This window comes from Neoroseomonas rubea (assembly GCF_016106015.1).
Lineage (GTDB): Bacteria > Pseudomonadota > Alphaproteobacteria > Acetobacterales > Acetobacteraceae > Neoroseomonas > Neoroseomonas rubea.
Genome location: NZ_JACADQ010000065.1, coordinates 1 through 16496 on the forward strand (window position 1 = coordinate 1; position 16496 = coordinate 16496).

At 68.6% G+C, this 16496-nt stretch carries 31 protein-coding genes; 28 read left to right on the plus strand and 3 right to left on the minus strand.

All coding sequences use genetic code 11. The annotated features are described in order from the left end of the window. From HW577_RS09250 to rplQ, 28 genes are all read left to right on the plus strand, one after another. Positions 1-124 (plus strand): EF-Tu C-terminal domain-related protein (locus HW577_RS09250; protein WP_474100243.1); only part of this gene is annotated, 124 nt, incomplete at its 5' end. A gap of 24 nt (positions 125-148) precedes the next feature. Then, positions 149-457: a 30S ribosomal protein S10 gene (rpsJ, locus tag HW577_RS09255; protein ID WP_137127378.1), complete on the plus strand. Its 309-nt coding sequence runs from the start codon at positions 149-151 to the stop codon at positions 455-457. A gap of 10 nt (positions 458-467) precedes the next feature. Then, on the plus strand, positions 468-1154 hold the full coding sequence (gene rplC, locus HW577_RS09260) for a 50S ribosomal protein L3 (RefSeq protein ID WP_198375853.1): 687 nt from the start codon (positions 468-470) through the stop codon (positions 1152-1154). An 11-nt stretch (positions 1155-1165) separates the two neighbouring features. Further along, the gene (gene rplD, locus HW577_RS09265; protein ID WP_198375854.1) at positions 1166-1786 is read left to right on the plus strand and encodes a 50S ribosomal protein L4; all 621 of its coding nucleotides are present in this window, start codon (positions 1166-1168) and stop codon (positions 1784-1786) included. A 29-nt stretch (positions 1787-1815) separates the two neighbouring features. Further along, positions 1816-2112: a 50S ribosomal protein L23 gene (locus tag HW577_RS09270; RefSeq protein ID WP_419956580.1), complete on the plus strand. Its 297-nt coding sequence runs from the start codon at positions 1816-1818 to the stop codon at positions 2110-2112. Between the two features lie 3 nt (positions 2113-2115). Beyond that, a complete protein-coding gene (gene rplB / locus HW577_RS09275; RefSeq protein ID WP_198375856.1) occupies positions 2116-2952 on the plus strand; it encodes a 50S ribosomal protein L2 in 837 nt (278 codons plus the stop codon). A gap of 5 nt (positions 2953-2957) precedes the next feature. Continuing rightward, entirely contained in the window at positions 2958-3236 is a 279-nt protein-coding gene (rpsS, locus tag HW577_RS09280) for a 30S ribosomal protein S19 (RefSeq protein WP_198375857.1), read from the plus strand. A gap of 4 nt (positions 3237-3240) precedes the next feature. After that, entirely contained in the window at positions 3241-3645 is a 405-nt protein-coding gene (gene rplV, locus HW577_RS09285; protein WP_198375858.1) for a 50S ribosomal protein L22, read from the plus strand. A gap of 1 nt (position 3646) precedes the next feature. Continuing rightward, positions 3647-4324, plus strand: a complete 678-nt coding sequence (gene rpsC, locus HW577_RS09290; RefSeq protein WP_198375859.1) for a 30S ribosomal protein S3 — start codon at positions 3647-3649, stop codon at positions 4322-4324. 12 nt (positions 4325-4336) lie between these two features. Then, on the plus strand, positions 4337-4756 hold the full coding sequence (gene rplP, locus HW577_RS09295) for a 50S ribosomal protein L16 (protein ID WP_198375860.1): 420 nt from the start codon (positions 4337-4339) through the stop codon (positions 4754-4756). A 1-nt stretch (position 4757) separates the two neighbouring features. Next, a complete protein-coding gene (rpmC, locus tag HW577_RS09300) occupies positions 4758-4976 on the plus strand; it encodes a 50S ribosomal protein L29 (RefSeq protein WP_198375861.1) in 219 nt (72 codons plus the stop codon). Between the two features lie 16 nt (positions 4977-4992). Then, positions 4993-5271: a 30S ribosomal protein S17 gene (gene rpsQ, locus HW577_RS09305; RefSeq protein WP_198375862.1), complete on the plus strand. Its 279-nt coding sequence runs from the start codon at positions 4993-4995 to the stop codon at positions 5269-5271. Positions 5272-5274: 3 nt separating this feature from the next. Continuing rightward, positions 5275-5643: a 50S ribosomal protein L14 gene (rplN, locus tag HW577_RS09310; RefSeq protein ID WP_198375863.1), complete on the plus strand. Its 369-nt coding sequence runs from the start codon at positions 5275-5277 to the stop codon at positions 5641-5643. A 4-nt stretch (positions 5644-5647) separates the two neighbouring features. Continuing rightward, complete coding sequence (rplX, locus tag HW577_RS09315) at positions 5648-5968, plus strand: 50S ribosomal protein L24 (RefSeq protein WP_198375864.1); 321 nt, start codon at positions 5648-5650, stop codon at positions 5966-5968. Further along, positions 5965-6525: a 50S ribosomal protein L5 gene (gene rplE, locus HW577_RS09320; RefSeq protein WP_198375865.1), complete on the plus strand. Its 561-nt coding sequence runs from the start codon at positions 5965-5967 to the stop codon at positions 6523-6525. The genes rplX and rplE overlap by 4 nt, the downstream gene beginning before the upstream one ends. Positions 6526-6578: 53 nt before the next feature. After that, entirely contained in the window at positions 6579-6884 is a 306-nt protein-coding gene (gene rpsN, locus HW577_RS09325) for a 30S ribosomal protein S14 (protein WP_198375866.1), read from the plus strand. Positions 6885-6897: 13 nt separating this feature from the next. Then, on the plus strand, positions 6898-7296 hold the full coding sequence (rpsH, locus tag HW577_RS09330; RefSeq protein WP_198375867.1) for a 30S ribosomal protein S8: 399 nt from the start codon (positions 6898-6900) through the stop codon (positions 7294-7296). Positions 7297-7310: 14 nt separating this feature from the next. Then, positions 7311-7844 carry a 50S ribosomal protein L6 gene (rplF, locus tag HW577_RS09335; RefSeq protein ID WP_198375868.1) on the plus strand — a complete coding sequence of 178 codons (534 nt, stop codon included), beginning with the start codon at positions 7311-7313 and terminating at the stop codon, positions 7842-7844. Beyond that, positions 7844-8206, plus strand: coding sequence for a 50S ribosomal protein L18 (gene rplR / locus HW577_RS09340; RefSeq protein ID WP_198375869.1), 363 nt, complete (start codon positions 7844-7846; stop codon positions 8204-8206). Before rplF ends, rplR begins: the two co-directional genes overlap by 1 nt. Positions 8207-8219: 13 nt before the next feature. Continuing rightward, positions 8220-8855: a 30S ribosomal protein S5 gene (rpsE, locus tag HW577_RS09345; protein ID WP_198375870.1), complete on the plus strand. Its 636-nt coding sequence runs from the start codon at positions 8220-8222 to the stop codon at positions 8853-8855. Next, positions 8848-9036 (plus strand): 50S ribosomal protein L30, encoded by a 189-nt coding sequence (gene rpmD / locus HW577_RS09350; protein ID WP_198375871.1) that lies wholly within the window; start codon positions 8848-8850, stop codon positions 9034-9036. Before rpsE ends, rpmD begins: the two co-directional genes overlap by 8 nt. Before the next feature lie 4 nt (positions 9037-9040). Next, the gene (gene rplO / locus HW577_RS09355; RefSeq protein WP_198375872.1) at positions 9041-9529 is read left to right on the plus strand and encodes a 50S ribosomal protein L15; all 489 of its coding nucleotides are present in this window, start codon (positions 9041-9043) and stop codon (positions 9527-9529) included. A gap of 97 nt (positions 9530-9626) precedes the next feature. Further along, positions 9627-10985 (plus strand): preprotein translocase subunit SecY, encoded by a 1359-nt coding sequence (gene secY / locus HW577_RS09360; protein ID WP_198375873.1) that lies wholly within the window; start codon positions 9627-9629, stop codon positions 10983-10985. Positions 10986-11003: 18 nt separating this feature from the next. Continuing rightward, on the plus strand, positions 11004-11657 hold the full coding sequence (locus tag HW577_RS09365; RefSeq protein ID WP_198375874.1) for an adenylate kinase: 654 nt from the start codon (positions 11004-11006) through the stop codon (positions 11655-11657). A gap of 149 nt (positions 11658-11806) precedes the next feature. Then, positions 11807-12184: a 30S ribosomal protein S13 gene (rpsM, locus tag HW577_RS09370; RefSeq protein WP_198375875.1), complete on the plus strand. Its 378-nt coding sequence runs from the start codon at positions 11807-11809 to the stop codon at positions 12182-12184. A 1-nt stretch (position 12185) separates the two neighbouring features. Then, on the plus strand, positions 12186-12593 hold the full coding sequence (rpsK, locus tag HW577_RS09375; RefSeq protein ID WP_198375876.1) for a 30S ribosomal protein S11: 408 nt from the start codon (positions 12186-12188) through the stop codon (positions 12591-12593). Between the two features lie 46 nt (positions 12594-12639). Further along, positions 12640-13656 (plus strand): DNA-directed RNA polymerase subunit alpha, encoded by a 1017-nt coding sequence (locus HW577_RS09380; protein WP_198375881.1) that lies wholly within the window; start codon positions 12640-12642, stop codon positions 13654-13656. A 27-nt stretch (positions 13657-13683) separates the two neighbouring features. Further along, the gene (rplQ, locus tag HW577_RS09385) at positions 13684-14109 is read left to right on the plus strand and encodes a 50S ribosomal protein L17 (protein WP_198375877.1); all 426 of its coding nucleotides are present in this window, start codon (positions 13684-13686) and stop codon (positions 14107-14109) included. Between the two features lie 73 nt (positions 14110-14182). On the opposite strand, the gene HW577_RS09390 is transcribed toward rplQ, so the two are convergent. The 3 genes from HW577_RS09390 to HW577_RS09400 all read right to left on the minus strand — a co-directional run. After that, on the minus strand, positions 14183-15436 hold the full coding sequence (locus HW577_RS09390; protein ID WP_198375878.1) for a sensor domain-containing phosphodiesterase: 1254 nt from the start codon (positions 15434-15436) through the stop codon (positions 14183-14185). A gap of 60 nt (positions 15437-15496) precedes the next feature. After that, on the minus strand, positions 15497-15898 hold the full coding sequence (locus HW577_RS09395; RefSeq protein ID WP_198375879.1) for a hypothetical protein: 402 nt from the start codon (positions 15896-15898) through the stop codon (positions 15497-15499). Between the two features lie 98 nt (positions 15899-15996). Next, positions 15997-16496 (minus strand): hypothetical protein (locus tag HW577_RS09400; protein ID WP_198375880.1); only part of this gene is annotated, 500 nt, incomplete at its 5' end.

A 16496-nucleotide genomic window follows, 5' to 3' on the forward strand; every position in this document is an offset into this window, starting at 1 on the left:
CGACAACGTGTCGATGGACGTAGAACTGATTGCGCCGATCGCGATGGACGAAGGGCTGCGCTTCGCGATCCGCGAAGGCGGCCGCACCGTCGGCGCCGGCGTCGTCGCGAAGATCACGGCGTAACGGCAGGAACGCGGGTCCCAGACCATGGACAACCAGAACATCCGCATCCGCCTCAAGGCGTTCGATCACCGCGTGCTCGATGGCAGCACGCGGGAGATCGTGAACACCGCGAAGCGGACCGGCGCGCGCGTGCGGGGACCCATTCCCCTGCCGACGCATATCGAGCGGTTCACGGTGAACCGTTCGCCCCATGTGGACAAGAAGTCGCGCGAGCAGTTCGAGATCCGGACTCATCGTCGTCTTCTCGACATCGTCGACCCCACCCCGCAGACCGTGGACGCGCTGATGAAGCTCGACCTGGCCGCGGGCGTGGACGTCGAGATCAAGATCTGAGGGCGCAGCCATGGCCGCGAAGACGGGCCGCACGGGCCTGATCGCGAGGAAGCTGGGCATGTCCCGGCTGTTCAACGAGGACGGCTCGACCGTTCCCGTGACGCTGCTGCACGTGGACAATGTCCGCGTCGTGGCGAAGCGCACGGCTGAGAAGGATGGCTACGAGGCGATCCAGCTCGGCATCGGCAGCGCGAAGCCCAAGAACGTCTCCAAGGCGAACAAGGGTCACTTCGCGAAGGCCGGGGTCGAGGCGCCGATGAAGGTGGTCGAGTTCCGCGTCGGTGCCGACGCGTCGCTCGATGCCGGGGCCGTTCTCTCCTCCGCGCATTTCGTGAAGGGCCAGAAGGTCGATGTCACGGGCGTGACGGTCGGCAAGGGCTTCGCGGGTGCGATGAAGCGCTGGAACTTCTCCGGCCTCGAGGCGTCGCACGGCGTCTCGATCAGCCACCGTTCGCACGGTTCCACCGGCAACCGCCAGGATCCGGGCAAGACCTTCAAGAACAAGAAGATGGCCGGCCATCTCGGCGTCGAGCGCGTGACCACCCAGAACCTGGAAGTGGCGGGCATCGATGCGGAGAAGGGCCTGCTGCTGATCAAGGGCGCCGTCCCCGGTTCCAAGGGCGGATACGTGCTGGTGCGCGACGCGGTGAAGCGCGCTCGCCATGCCGATGCGCCCTTCCCGGCGGCCGTGGCCTGAGGATCCGGACGATGCAGGTCAACGTCATCACCCTCGACAACGCCCCGGCGGGCGAGATCGAGCTGCCGGCCGAAGTGTTCGGCGCCGCGCCGCGCGCCGACATCATGGCGCGTGTCGTGCATTGGCAGCTGGCCAAGCGCCGCGCCGGGACGCACAAGGCGAAGGGCATGGGCGAGGTCTCCGGGACCACGAAGAAGCCCTATCGCCAGAAGGGCACCGGCAATGCGCGCCAGGGCTCGCTGCGCGCCCCGCAGTACCGCAAGGGCGGCGTTGTGCACGGCCCGGTCGTGCGCGACCATGGCTACAGCCTGAACAAGAAGGTCCGCCGTCTCGGGCTGATTTCCGCGCTGTCGATGAAGGCGGCCGCGGGCAAGCTCGTCGTGATCGACACGGCGAGCCTGCCTGCCGACGCCAAGACCGGCCAGGTCGCGGCGAAGCTGAAGGCGCTGGGCTGGAAGAGCGCACTGGTGGTGGACGCGGCGGCGGACGAGAACTTCGCCCGCGTCGTGCGCAACCTGCCGAAGGTGCAGGTGCTGCCGACCATCGGCGCGAATGTGTACGACATCCTGAACCACGACGTGCTCGCGGTGACGCGCGCCGGCGTGGAGGCGCTGAAGGAGCGGCTGGCATGAGCGACGCGCCCAAGCCGAAGCGTCCCGTGATCGGGCGGGAGCGGATGTACCAGACCATCCTCTCGCCGCTCGTCACCGAGAAGGCGACTCTGAACAGCGAGCGCGGCCAGGTCACCTTCAAGGTGGCGCCGGACGCGACGAAGCCGCAGATCAAGGCGGCGGTCGAAGGGCTGTTCGGCGTCAAGGTGCTTGCCGTGAACACCATCGTGGTGAAGGGCAAGTCGAGGCAGTTCCGCGGCCGTCCGGGCCAGCGGTCCGACTGGAAGAAGGCGATGGTGCGCCTGGCCGAAGGCCAGAGCATCGACCTCACGACGGGGCTCGCGTAAGCCATGGCGTTGAAGAACTTCAACCCGGTCACCCCCTCCCTCCGCGGGACGATCCTCATTGATCGGTCCGAGCTGTGGAAGGGCGCGCCGGTCAAGGGCCTGACCGAGGGCAAGCATTCCTCGGGCGGGCGCAACAACCACGGCCGCATCACCGTCCGGTTCCGGGGTGGTGGACACAAGCGCGCCTACCGCATCGTGGACTTCAAGCGGCGCGCCAAGTACGGCATGCCGGGCGTGGTGGAGCGGCTGGAGTACGACCCCAACCGTACCGCCTTCATCGCGCTGGTGAAGTACCAGGACGCCGAGCTCGCCTACATCATCGCGCCGCAGCGCCTGAAGGTCGGCGACACGGTGATCGCGGGCGACAAGGTCGATGTGAAGCCGGGCAACGCCATGCCGATGGCCGCGATCCCGGTCGGCACGATCATCCACAACATCGAGCTGAAGCCCGGTGCTGGCGGCAAGCTCGCACGCTCGGCCGGCACCTTCGCGCAGCTGGTCGGCAAGGACGGCGGCTACGCGCAGGTGAAGCTGATGTCGGGCGAGCTGCGGCTGATCCGGTCGGAGTGCATGGCCTCGATCGGCGCCGTGTCGAACCCGGACAACAGCAACCAGCAGCTCGGCAAGGCGGGCCGCAACCGCTGGCTCGGCCGCAAGCCGCACAACCGCGGCGTGACCATGAACCCGATCGACCACCCGCATGGCGGCGGCGAAGGCCGCACCTCGGGCGGCCGTCATCCGGTCACGCCCTGGGGCAAGCCGACCAAGGGTGCCAAGACCCGCAACAACAAGCGGACCGACGGGCTGATCGTCCGGCGCCGCAATGTGACGAAGGGCTGACGCAGATGGCGCGCAGCGTCTGGAAGGGGCCGTTCGTCGACGGCTACCTGCTCAACAAGGCGGAGGCCGCGCGGGCCTCGACGCGCAACGAGATCATCAAGATCTGGTCGCGTCGCAGCACGATCCTGCCGCAGTTCGTCGGCCTGACCTTCGGCGTCTACAACGGCAAGAAGTTCCTGCCGGTGCAGGTGACGGAGAACATGGTGGGCCACAAGTTCGGCGAATTCTCGCCGACGCGCACCTTCACCGGCCATGCGGCCGACAAGAAGGCGAAGCGGGGCTGATCCGATGAGCAAGCCGAAGCACCCCCGCGGTCTCGCGGAAACGGAAGCGCAGGCGGTGACGTGGAACATCCGCGTCTCCCCGCGCAAGCTGAACCTGGTTGCCGCGATGATCCGCGGCAAGCCGGCGCAGATCGCGGTCGCGCAGCTGACCTTCAGCAAGCGCCGCATCGCCGGAACGGTGAAGAAGACGCTCGAGAGCGCGATCGCGAACGCCGAGAACAACCACAGCCTCGACGTCGACCGCCTGGTCGTATCGAAGGCCGAGGTCGGGCGCGCGCAGGTGATGAAGCGCTTCCACGCGCGTGGCCGCGGCCGCGCCTCCCGCATCGAGAAGTGGTTCAGCCACCTCAAGATCGTGGTGGCCGAGCAGACGGTGCAGGCGCCGGCGGCAGAGCAGGAGGCCGCGTAATATGGGCCAGAAAGTCAATCCGATCGGGCTCCGGCTCGGCATCAACCGCACCTGGGACAGCCGCTGGTTCGCGAGCGCGGACTACGCCAAGCTGCTGCACGAGGACTTCAAGCTGCGCGAGACGCTGCGCGAGCGCCTTAAGGGTGCTGGCGTGTCCCGCGTGGTGATCGAGCGCCCGGCCAAGAAGCCCCGCGTGACGATCCACGCCGCCCGCCCCGGCGTCGTCATCGGCAAGAAGGGCGCGGATATCGAGGTTCTGCGCAAGGACCTCATGAAGATGGCCGGCGCGGAAGTGGCGCTGAACATCGTCGAGATCCGCAAGCCCGAGATCGACGCGACGCTGGTGGCCGAGAACATCGCGCAGCAGCTGGAGCGCCGCGTGGCCTTCCGCCGCGCGATGAAGCGCGCAGTCCAGTCCGCCATGCGCCTGGGCGCCGGCGGCATCCGCATCAATTGCTCCGGCCGTCTTGGCGGGGCCGAGATCGCGCGCATGGAGTGGTATCGCGAGGGCCGCGTGCCCCTGCACACGCTCCGCGCCGACATCGACTTCGGCACGGCGACCGCGAAGACCACCTACGGCACCTGCGGTGTGAAGGTGTGGATCTTCAAGGGTGAGATCATGGCGCATGACCCGATGGCGCAGGACAAGCGCGCCGCCGAGCAGGCGCCGCAGCGCTGAAGGTGAAGGACGATGCTGCAGCCTAAGCGCACCAAGTTCCGCAAGGCCCACAAGGGCCGCATCCACGGCGTCGCCAAGGGGGGGTTCACGCTCTCCTTCGGTGGCTTCGGCCTCAAGGCGCTCGAGCCCGAGCGGGTGACCGCGCGGCAGATCGAGGCGGCCCGCCGCGCGATCACGCGCGCCATGAAGCGCCAGGGCCGCGTGTGGATCCGCATCTTCCCGGACGTGCCGGTTTCGACGAAGCCGGCTGAAGTCCGCATGGGGTCCGGCAAGGGGGCGCCCGAATACTGGGTGTGCCGCGTGAAGCCTGGCCGGATCATGTTCGAGATCGACGGCGTCCCTGCCGATACGGCGCGTGAGGCGCTCGGCCTCGGCGCGGCGAAGCTGCCGATCAAGACCAAGTTCGTCACCCGCCTGGGTGCGGAGGCCTGACATGGCTGCGACCAAGATCGGCGACATCCGCGCGAAGTCGGCGGACGAGCTCAACGGCATGCTGCTCGACCTGCGCAAGGAGCAGTTCAACCTGCGTTTCCAGCGCGCGACCGGCCAGCTTGAGGCGCTTTCGCGCATCAAGCAGGTCCGGCGCGACATCGCGCGGGTGAAGACCATCATCGGGGAGCGGGCGCGCGCAGCCGCCGGCTCCCAGGCCTGAGAGGAGACCGACGGCGATGCCGAAGCGCGTCCTCACCGGGCGGGTTGTCAGCGACAAGACGGACAAGACCATCACGGTCCTGGTCGAGCGTCGCGTGATGCATCCGCTCTACAAGAAGTTCATCCGGCGCTCGAAGAAGTATGCCGCGCATGACGACGCCAACCTGTGCAAGGAAGGCGACGTGGTGCAGATCGAGGAATGCCGGCCGATCAGCAAGACGAAGTCCTGGGTGGTGATCGAGCGCAACGGCGCCTCGGTCGACCGTCCGGCCTTCCTCGGCGCTGCGGAGGCCTGATCGATGATCCAGGTCGAGAGCAACCTCGAGGTTGCGGACAATTCCGGCGCGCGGCGCGTCCAGTGCATCAAGGTGCTGGGCGGCTCCAAGCGGAAGACCGCGGGCGTGGGCGACGTGATCGTCGTATCCGTCAAGGAAGCGATTCCGCGTGGCAAGGTGAAGAAGGGGACGGTGGAGCGCGCGGTGATCGTGCGCACCGCCTATCCTGTGCGCCGCGCCGACGGGACGGTGATCCGCTTCGACCGCAACGCGGCCGTGCTGATCAACAAGCAGAACGAGCCGATCGGCACGCGCATCTTCGGACCCGTGGTGCGTGAGCTCCGGGCGAAGAAGTTCATGAAGATCATCTCGCTGGCGCCGGAGGTGCTGTAAGGCCATGGCCGCCAAGATCAGGAAGGGCGACCGAGTCCAGGTCCTTACGGGCAAGGACAAGGGCCGCCAGGGCGAAGTGATCCGTGTGAACCCAACCGAGGGCCGCGCCCTCGTGCAGGGGATCAACCTGGTGAAGCATCACCAGAAGCCTCAGGGCATGGGCCGCCCGGGCGGCATCGTCGAGAAGGAGGCGTCGATCGACCTCTCCAACCTCGCGCTGCTCGACCCGAAGTCCGGCAAGCCGACCCGCGTCGGCTTCAAGATGCTCGAGGACGGCAAGAAGGTCCGGGTGGCGAAGGCCTCCGGCGAGGTGCTCGACGCATGAGCGAAGCGATGGAGAAGCCGCGCCTGCGGCAGCACTACGACGAGGTCGTGCGCAAGCGCCTCGTCGAGGAATTCGGGTACAAGAACCCGATGGAAGTGCCGAAGCTCGAGAAGATCGTGATCAACATGGGCGTCGGCGAAGCCGCCGGCGACCAGAAGAAGCTCGACGCCGCGGTGGCCGAGTTGACGATGATCGCGGGCCAGAAGCCGGTGAAGACCAAGGCGAAGAAGGCGATCGCGGGCTTCAAGATCCGCGAGGGCCAGGCGATCGGCACGAAGGTGACGCTGCGCAAGGCGCGGATGTACGAGTTCCTCGACCGGCTCGTCACGATCGCGCTGCCGCGCGTGCGTGACTTCCGCGGCCTGCCCGGCAACAAGGGCTTCGACGGGCGGGGGAATTTCTCCCTTGGCCTTAAGGAGCAGATCGTGTTCCCCGAGATCAACTACGACAAGGTGGACGCGATCCGCGGCATGGACATCGTCTTCGTCACGACGGCGAAGACGGACAAGGAAGCGAAAGCCCTGCTCAAGGCGTTCGAGCTTCCCTTCCAGAACTGATTTTTGGAAAACCGCCGGGCGACGCCCGGCAGGTTCCGGAGGACCTAGACGGTATGGCCAAGACCTCGTCTGTGATGAAGAACAAGCACCGCGAGAGGCTCTCGAAGCTTCACGCGTCGAAGCGCGCCGCCCTGAAGGCCGTGGTCATGGACCGCGAGCTGCCGGTGGAGGACCGCTTCGAGGCAACGCTGAAGCTCGCGCAGCTGCCGCGCAACGGTGCCGCGAATCGCGTGCGCCTGCGCTGCGAAGTGACGGGCCGCCCCCGCGGCAACTATCGCAAGTTCAAGCTTTGCCGGAACCAGCTGCGCGAACTGGCCTCGAAGGGCCAGATCCCCGGCGTGGTCAAGGCGAGCTGGTAAGGAAGGACCGGCCATGTCCATGTCCGATCCGCTGGGTGACATGCTCACCCGCATCCGCAACGCGCAGGCCTCCCGGCAGACGCGCTGCAAGGCCCCTGCCTCGAAGCTGCGTGAGAACGTGCTCGAGGTGCTTAAGCGCGAGGGTTACATCCGCGCCTGGCGCACCGAGGAGGTGCGTCCTGGCGTGCGGATGATCGACATCGAGCTGAAGTATTCGGAAGGCGAGCCCGCCATCAAGGAGATCACCCGCGTCTCCAAGCCCGGCCGGCGCGTCTATTCCAAGATCGCGGAGCTGGCGAGGTTCTACAACGGCCTCGGCACCTCCATCCTCTCCACGCCGCGCGGCGTGATGAGCGAGAACGAGGCCCGCGCCGCCAATGTTGGCGGCGAAGTCCTCTGCCGCGTGTTCTGACGGGGGCCTGAAGCATGTCTCGCGTTGGAAAATATCCTGTGCCGGTGCCGTCGGGCGTGACGCTCGCGCTCGCCGGCCGCACGCTGACCGCCAAGGGCAAGCTCGGGGAGCTGAAGCTCGACCTGACGGATGACGTCGATGTCGAGATCCGCGCCACCGAGGTCGCCGTCTCTCCCCGCCGCACGGACCGCCGCGCGCGGACCATGTGGGGGACGACGCGCAGCCTGATCAACTCGATGGTGACGGGTGTCTCCGCCGGCTTCACGAAGTCGATGGAGATCAACGGCACGGGCTATCGCGCCGCGGTGCAGGGCTCCGACCTGGTGCTCAACCTCGGCTACAGCCACGAGATCCGCTACGCGATCCCGAAGGGGATCAAGATCACCTGCGAGAAGCCGACCGCCATCAAGGTGGAGGGTTCGGACAAGCGCCAGGTGGGCCAGGTGGCGGCCGAGATCCGCGCGTACCGCGGCCCCGAGCCCTACAAGGGCAAGGGCGTGAAGTACGAGAACGAGCAGATCCTCCGGAAGGAGGGTAAGAAGAAGTAATGGCCAGCAAGCTCGACCTCGAGGCGCGGCGCCGCCGCCGCCTCCGCTTCCAGCTCAAGCAGAAGTCCGGCGGGCGCGTGCGCCTCTCGGTCTTCCGCTCGGGCAAGCACATCTACGCGCAGGTGATCGACGACAAGGCCGGCCGCACGGTGGCCGCCGCCTCGTCGCTCGAGAAGCCGATGCGCGAGAGCCTGAAGACCGGCGCCGACAAGGACGCGGCGACGGCCGTCGGCAAGCTGGTTGCCGAGCGCGCGATCGCGGCGGGGGTGACGGAAGTCGTCTTCGACCGTGGTCCCTATCTCTACCATGGGCGCGTCAAGGCGCTCGCGGACGGCGCCCGCGAGGGCGGGCTGTCGTTCTGAGGGGCTGACACAGATGGCATATGCACCGAGGTCCGGCGGCGAAGGTGGCGGCGAGGGCGGCCGCGAGCGCCGTGGCCGCCGTCGCGACGGCGGCGGAGGGGACAACCGCCAGGAGCGCCAGGATGGCGACGAGCTGAAGGACAAGCTCGTCACGATCAACCGCGTCGCCAAGGTGGTGAAGGGCGGCCGGCGCTTCTCCTTCGCGGCCCTCGTGGTCGTGGGTGATGAGAAGGGCCGCGTCGGCTGGGGCGCGGGCAAGGCGCGCGAGGTGCCCGAGGCGATCCGCAAGGCGACGGAGCGTGCGAAGCGCACGATGATCCGCGTGCCGATGCGCGAGGGCCGGACGCTGCACCACGACGTGATCGGCGAGTTCGGTGCCGGCCGCGTGCTGCTGCGCGCCGCACCCGCGGGCACCGGCATCATCGCCGGCGGCCCGATGCGCGCGGTGTTCGAGACGCTCGGCATGGGCGACGTCGTCGCCAAGTGCATGGGCAGCGCGAACCCGCACAACATGGTGAAGGCCACCTTCGCGGCGCTGACGAAGTGCACCAGCCCGCGTGCCGTCGCGTCCCGCCGCGGCAAGAAGGTCGCCGACATCCTCGGCCAGAAGAAGGACGCCGGCGAGGCGACGGAGGCCGCGAATGCCTGATCCGAAGAAGACCGTGAAGGTGACCCAGGTGGGCTCGCCGATCGGCCGCAAGCCGGGGCAGAAGGAGACGCTCGTCGGGCTCGGCCTGAACAAGCTCCATCGGTCCCGCGAACTCGAGGATACGCCCGCGGTGCGCGGGATGATCCGCAAGGTCGCGCACCTGGTGCGCGTCGAGGATTGATCCGATGAAGCTGAATGAGATCCGCGACAACGACGGCGCGCGGCCGAAGTTCAAGCGCATCGGCCGCGGCATCGGCTCGGGCAAGGGCAAGACCGGCGGCCGCGGCGTGAAGGGCCAGAAGGCGCGCACGGGCGTGTCCCTGAACGGCTTCGAGGGCGGCCAGCTGCCGATCTACCGGCGGCTGCCCAAGCGCGGCTTCGTCAACCCCTTCCGGGTGCAGTACGCGGTGCTGAACCTCGGCGCGCTCGACGCGGCGATCGAGGCCGGGCGTCTGCCGGCCGGCCAGCCGCTCGACGAAGCGGCGCTGAAGGCGGCCGGCGTGGTGCGCTCCTCAGCGAAGTTCGCCGGCGTGCGGCTGCTGGCGAAGGGCGAGATCAAGCGCTCGGTCGCCATCACCGTCTCCGGGGCGTCTGCCGCCGCGATCGCGGCGGTGGAAGCGGCCGGCGGCAGCGTGACGGTCACCGCGCCCGCCGCGGAAGCGGCGTCCGAGTAGCCCTTGCCCGGGCCGGGCCGCTTGGCTAGGTCAGGGGCGGGACTTCGCTGCGGCGCGCGGGGGAACCTGTGCGCCGCAGTGTCTTAGGAGGGATGGCATGGCGTCGGCGGCCGAACAGGCGATGGCGAGCCTCAATTTCGGGGTGCTCGCCAAGGCGACGGAACTCAAGAAGCGCATCTGGTTCACGCTGGGCGCGCTGATCGTCTACCGCATCGGCACCTATATCCCCGTACCCGGCGTCGATGCCGCGGTGATGGGGGAGATCCTCGCCCAGCATGGCGGCGGGATCCTCGGCATGTTCGACATGTTCTCGGGCGGCGCGCTCGGGCGCATGACCGTCTTTGCCCTGAACATCATGCCCTACATCAGCGCCAGCATCATCGTGCAGCTGATGACGGCGGCGATTCCCGCCTGGGAAACGCTGAAGAAGGAAGGCGAGGCAGGGCGCAAGAAGCTCAACCAGTACACCCGCTACCTGACGGTGGTGATCGCCATCGTGCAGGCCTGGGGCATCGCGATCGGGCTTGAGGGCATGCGCGGGCAGTTCGGCGCGGCGGTCTACGATCCCGGCTGGTTCTTCCGCATCTCCTGCGTCGTCACGCTGGTCGGTGGGACGATGTTCCTGATGTGGCTCGGCGAGCAGATTACCGCGCGCGGCGTCGGCAACGGCATCAGCCTGATCATCTTCGCGGGGATCGTGGCGAACCTGCCCTCGGCGATGATCAGCACGCTCGAACTCGGGCGCACCGGCGCGCTGTCGACCTTCTTCATCATCTTCTTCCTGGCCGCGGCGCTCGGCATCATCTTCATGGTGGTGTTCATCGAGCGCGCCCAGCGCCGCATCCCGGTGCAGTACCCCAAGCGCCAGGTCGGCAATCGCATGTTCAGCGGGGAAGCGACCCACCTGCCGCTGAAGCTGAACACGGCCGGCGTCATCCCGCCGATCTTCGCCTCCTCGCTGCTGCTGCTGCCGGCGACGGTGGCCGGCTTCTCGACGGATCCGACGCAGGAAGGCTGGCTGCAGACCATCAGCGCGCTGCTGGCGCATGGCCGGCCGCTGTACATGTTCATGTACATGGCGCTGATCCTGTTCTTCGCCTTCTTCTACACGGCCGTGGTCTTCAACCCGGTCGAGACCGCCGACAACCTCAAGAAGTACGGCGGCTTCGTGCCCGGCATCCGTCCTGGCCAGAACACGGCTGAATACCTGGACCGGGTGCTGACGCGCCTGACCGCTGTCGGCGCCATCTACCTCTGCGTCGTCTGCATCATCCCCGAGATCCTGATCAGCAACTACGGCGTGCCGTTCTACTTCGGCGGCACCTCGCTGCTGATCATCGTCTCGGTCACCATGGACACTGTGGCGCAGGTGCAGTCGCATCTCTTCGCCCACCAGTACGAAGGCCTGATCAAGAAGGCGCGACTCGGCGGGCGCGGCATGCCCAGGCCGCGCTGACCAAGGGGGAACGAAGGGATGAATCTGATCCTGCTGGGGCCCCCGGGGGCCGGCAAGGGCACGCAGGCCAAGCGGCTTGAGGAACGGCGCGGCATCGCGCAGATCTCGACCGGCGACATGCTGCGGGCCGAGGTGAAGTCGGGCAGCGAGATCGGCCTCAAGGCGAAGGCGATCATGGAGCGCGGCGCGCTGGTGCCGGACGAGGTCATCACCGCGATGCTCGCCGCCCGTGTCTCCCGCCCTGACTGCGCCAAGGGCTTCATCCTGGATGGCTTCCCCCGCACCGCCCCGCAGGCCGAGGCGCTGGACCGGATGCTGACCGAGAAGGGTCTCAGGCTCGACCACGTGATCGAGCTGAAGGTGGACGATGCCGCGCTGGTCGAGCGCATCGCCGGCCGCTTCACCTGCGCCACCTGCGGCGCGGGCTACCACGACAGCTTCAAGCGCCCGGCCAAGGACGGCGTCTGCGACAGCTGCGGCGGCACCGAGTTCACCCGTCGCGCCGACGACAAGGCGGAGACGGTGGCGGCCAGGCTCGAGGCCTATCACCGGCAGACGGCGCCGCTGCTCCCGTACTACGCGGCGCAGGGGAAGCTCAGCGCCGTGGATGGCATGGCATCGATGGACGAGGTGGGTCGCCAGATCGGCGCGATCCTGTCTGGGAAGGCTTGACGGGAAGGGCGACCGGGGCTAGATCGCCCGCTCCCACGGGCGGGGGTATCTCCGGCCGTCGTTCATCGTTGCATGACTGTTTCACTGCGCCGGAGGGGTTCGCACCCCGGACGGCGGTTTTCGGGGCTTGAGGCCCCAGGAGAGGCACTGTGGCGCGCATTGCCGGCGTGAACATCCCGACGAACAAGCGGGTGCTCATCTCGCTTCGCTATATCTTCGGCATCGGGCCGAACAACGCGAAGGACATCTGCGAAAAGCTCGGCATCCCGCAGGAACGCCGGGTGAACCAGCTGACCGACGACGAGGTTCTGCGGATCCGCGAGCTCATCGACCGGGAATACCGCGTCGAGGGCGACCTGCGGCGCGAGCAGGCGATGAACATCAAGCGGCTGATGGACCTCGGCTGCTACCGCGGCCTGCGTCACCGCAAGGGTCTGCCGGTCCGCGGCCAGCGCACCCACACGAACGCCCGCACCCGCAAGGGCAAGGCCGTGCCGATCGCCGGCAAGAAGAAGGTGACGAAGTAAGATGGCCCGCGAACCCCGCGGCGGCGCCGCCCGTGGCCCCGTCAAGCGCAAGGAACGGAAGAACATCACCTCGGGCGTTGCCCATGTGCTGGCTTCCTTCAACAACACGATCGTGACGATCACGGATGCCCAGGGCAACGCGATCGCCTGGTCGTCCTCCGGCTCCCAGGGCTTCAAGGGCAGCCGCAAGTCCACCCCCTACGCGGCGCAGGTCGCGGCCGAGGATGCTGGCCGCAAGGCGCGCGAGCACGGGATGGAGACGCTCGAGATCATGGTGAGCGGCCCCGGCTCGGGCCGTGAATCGGCGCTGCGCGCCCTTCAGGCGGTCGGCTTCTACGTCACTGCCATCAAGGACGTGACGCCCATCCCGCACAACGGCTGCCGGCCGCGGAAGCGTCGTCGCGTCTGATCGCGATTCGACGCCTGCCCGCCGGAACAGCCGAAAGGAGAGAGTGATCGTGCTCGAAAGGAACTGGCGTTCGCTGATCGAGACGCAGAAGGCCGTCGAGATGGGGGCGGACCCGCTGCGCACGGCGACCGTGGTGCTGGAGCCGCTGGAGCGCGGCTTCGGCATGACGCTCGGCAACGCGCTGCGCCGCGTGCTGCTCTCGTCGCTGCAGGGTGCTTCCGTCACCGCCATCCGCATCGACGGCGTGCTGCATGAATTCAGCAGCATCCAGGGCGTGCGGGAAGACGTGACGGACATCGTCCTGAACGTGAAGCAGCTCGCCATCCGCATGATGGGCGACGGGCCGAAGCGCCTGCAGCTCACGGCGACGGGCCCGGGCGAGGTGACGGCCGGCCAGATCCAGACGACCGGCGACATGGAGATCACGAACCCCGAGCTCGTCCTCTGCACGCTCGACGACGGTGCCAAGTTGTCGATGGAGCTCACGGTCGACATCGGCAAGGGCTATGTCCCGGCGGCCGAGAACCGGCCCGAGGACGCGCCGATCGGCCTGATCCCGGTGGATGCGATCTATTCCCCGGTGCGCCGCGTGGCCTACCGCGTGGAGCCGACCCGCGTCGGGCAGAAGACCGACTACGACAAGCTGATCCTGACGGTCGAGACGGACGGCACGCTGGCCCCCGAGGATGCGGTCGGCGTCGCCGCGCGCATCCTGCAGGAACAGCTGCAGATCCTGATCAACTTCGACGAGCCGCGCGCCCGCGTTGAGGAGGAGATCCGCGACGATCTGCCCTTCAACCGCAACCTGCTGCGCAAGGTCGACGAGCTGGAACTGTCGGTCCGCAGCGCGAACTGCCTGAAGAACGACAACATCGTCTACATCGGCGACCTGGTTCAGAAGACCGAGCAGGAAATGCTCCGCACCCCGAATTTCGGGCGCAAGTCGCTGAACGAGATCAAGGAAGTGCTCGCCTCGATGGGACTCGGCCTCGGCATGACCGTCACTGGTTGGCCGCCCGAGAACATCGAGGAACTCGCGAAGAAGGTGGAGGAGCCCTTCTAAGGGCTCACCCGGTAAGGATAGAGAACGATGCGTCACGGAATTGCCGGGCGTAAGCTCAGCGTCACCTCCTCCCATCGCGTCGCCATGTTCCGCAACATGGCGACCTCGCTGCTGAAGCACGAGCAGATCACCACCACGCTGCCCAAGGCGAAGGAGCTGCGCCCGTATGTCGAGCGCATCATCACCCTCGGCAAGCGCGGCGGGCTGCATGCGCGCCGCCAGGCGCTGGCGCAGATCCGCGACGAGCAGGTGGTGGCGAAGCTCTTCACCGAGATCGCCGACCGCTACAAGGGCCGCCAGGGCGGCTATTGCCGCGTGCTGCGCGCGGGCGTCCGCTACGGCGACGCCGCGACCATGGCGGTGATCGAGCTGGTGGACCGCAACCCGGCGGCCAAGGGCCTCGACAGCGGCCCGAAGCCCGAGGCGGCGGAGGCCGAGGCCTCGGCCGAGTAACGCCCGCGCCCCGCGCGCGGTTCAAAGGGGGAAGGCGGCAGCGCCTTCCCCTTTTTCGTGCCTGCGCGGCGGCTCAGGCCACGCTGGCGCGCCCTTCGCGGCCGACCAGCTCCAGCATCGCGGCCGCCGGCATGGGGCGCCCCAGCAGGTAGCCCTGCGCGCGCTCGATCCCGAGCGCCTGGAGCGCGGCCAACTCGGCCTCGGTCTCCACGCCCTCGGCCACGATGCCGCTGCCGGTGTCCCGCGCGAAGGCCACGAGCGCGGCGGCGAGCGCCTGGCGCGCCGGGTCGGAATCGACATCCCGGGTGAGGGACATGTCGAGCTTGATGAGGTCGGGCCGCAGCTGGAGGATGTGCTGCAGCCCGGAATAGCCGGCTCCTGCGTCGTCCACCGCGATCCGCAGCCCCGCCGCGCGCATCTCGCTCAGCCGTGCCGTCAGCCGGTCGTAGCAGGTGATGGCGGCGTGCTCGGTCACCTCGAGCAGGATGCGCGACAGGCTGTGCCCCTCGAAGACCGCCCCGAACTCTGGCGCCAGCACCGTCTCGGGGGAGGCGTTGACGGCGAGGTAGATGTCCTCGGGCAGCCGGGGCAGCGCCTCCAGGGCGATCCGGATCGCCGTCATTTCCAGCGCCGCGCCGCGGCCGATCTCGGCGGCCTCGGCAAACCAGACATTGGGCGGGCGGGCCGGCGTCGCGCTGAAGCGGGCGAGGCATTCGAAGCCGACCGGCCGGCGCGGGGACAGGCCCCAGATCGGCTGGTAGGCGATGGTGATGAGCCCCTGCTCGATCGCGGCGAGAATGCGCTCCTCCCGCTCCTGGGCGCGGCGTTCGGCCTGCACCTCCTCCTCGATCTCGTGCGCGGCGAGGTCGGCGAAGGCCTTCACCATCTGCAGGTCGCGTCGGTTGAGCGTCGGGTTCGGCGCGAAGCCGAGGCAGCAGAACATGCCGTAGACCGACCCGTCCCGCAGCCGGATGGGCACGCTGAGATGCGTGCCGATCGGCAGCGCTGCCGTGATCGGCAGGCGCATGGCGAGCGGTTCGGCTGCCGTGTCGGGGATCAGTTCCGGCAGGCGGCCCGCCAGGATGTGCCGGCAATAGACGTCGTCGAGGGAGAAGGCGGCGCCCGGATGCGCCATCTGCTCGAGCCCCGGCGCATCCACGTCGCGCAGGACCATGCGGTTGCCCTCGAAGCGCGAGGCATAGGCCACTTCCAGCCCGAGATGGGTGCGGATCGCCCGCAGCGCGCGTTGGAGCGTGCTGCCCGCGGTGCCCGGTCGGCGCGCGCCGTGGCGGATGATGTCGACGAGGTCTCCTGGCGCAACGGACATGCCGGTCTCCTTCGGACAGCGAAGGAAGCACGTCGCATGCAACCAAGAGGTGAATGGCCCCTATCGCGGGCCCATCGCGTCCGCGAGCGTGGGGATGAACTCGCGCAGCCCTGGGCGCAGGACCTCCGGCCAGGCGCGCGGGTCCGGCGGCACGGACAGCCGCACCGCGCCATGTTCCGTCAGCAGCAGGAACATGCGGTCGTCCTGCGTGTCGAAGGCCAGGAAGACGCCCCCTTCGCGGCAGCCCTCGGCGCGGCAGCCCCAGCCGAACAGGTAGCGGTCGCCCGCGAGCGCCACGGGCGGACCCGGATCCCGCAGCCTGGCGGCGAGCGCCCCGCGATGCCCCCCGCTGTTGAACCGCAGCCCGGTCGTCAGTTCCGCCCGTTGCGCGAGCACCAGCACCGGCTGCCCGATCGTCGCCCGGATATCCTCCTGCGCCACGGCACCACCCGTGATCAGCATCGCCGCCAGCGCGCCTCGCCAGCGGCGAGGCGCCCAGCCAGGGAAGGGAGGGGGTGCGGGGGAGGTTCTCCTCCCCCCCATCTTCTGTGGTGCGACGCTCACAGCCGCAGCATGTGCCCGATCCCTGCCGCCGCCGCCAGCGTCGCGAGCAGACGTTCCGGCGCCACCCGCGCGGCCGGGACGCGCAGGAGGATCGCCAGCCCCCAGCCGGCAAGCAGCACGATGATGAGCCCCGCCGCGAAGCCCGCGACGATGTTCACCGACAGCAGCAGCGCCTGGCGCAGCGTCTCCTCCCACAGGATGGGCACCAGCGCCTCGCCGTAGCCGCCGATCCGCGTCGTCGCCACCAGCAGCGCGAGACCCGGCCCGAGCCATGTGGCCGGCACGCCGTGCCAGGCCGCGGCGGCGATCGCCACGCACCACACCGCCTCGGCCAGGATGCCGGCCGTGCCGATCTGCTCGCCCGGCAGCCAGCCATCCGACCCGAGGTCGCCGAGCGCGCCTCGCCATGCGACGGCGCCGACGGATCCGAGCACGGCCCAGCCGGCGGCCGTGGGCAGCGCGGCGACGGCGCCGCGCAGCACGACCAGCGCGACGG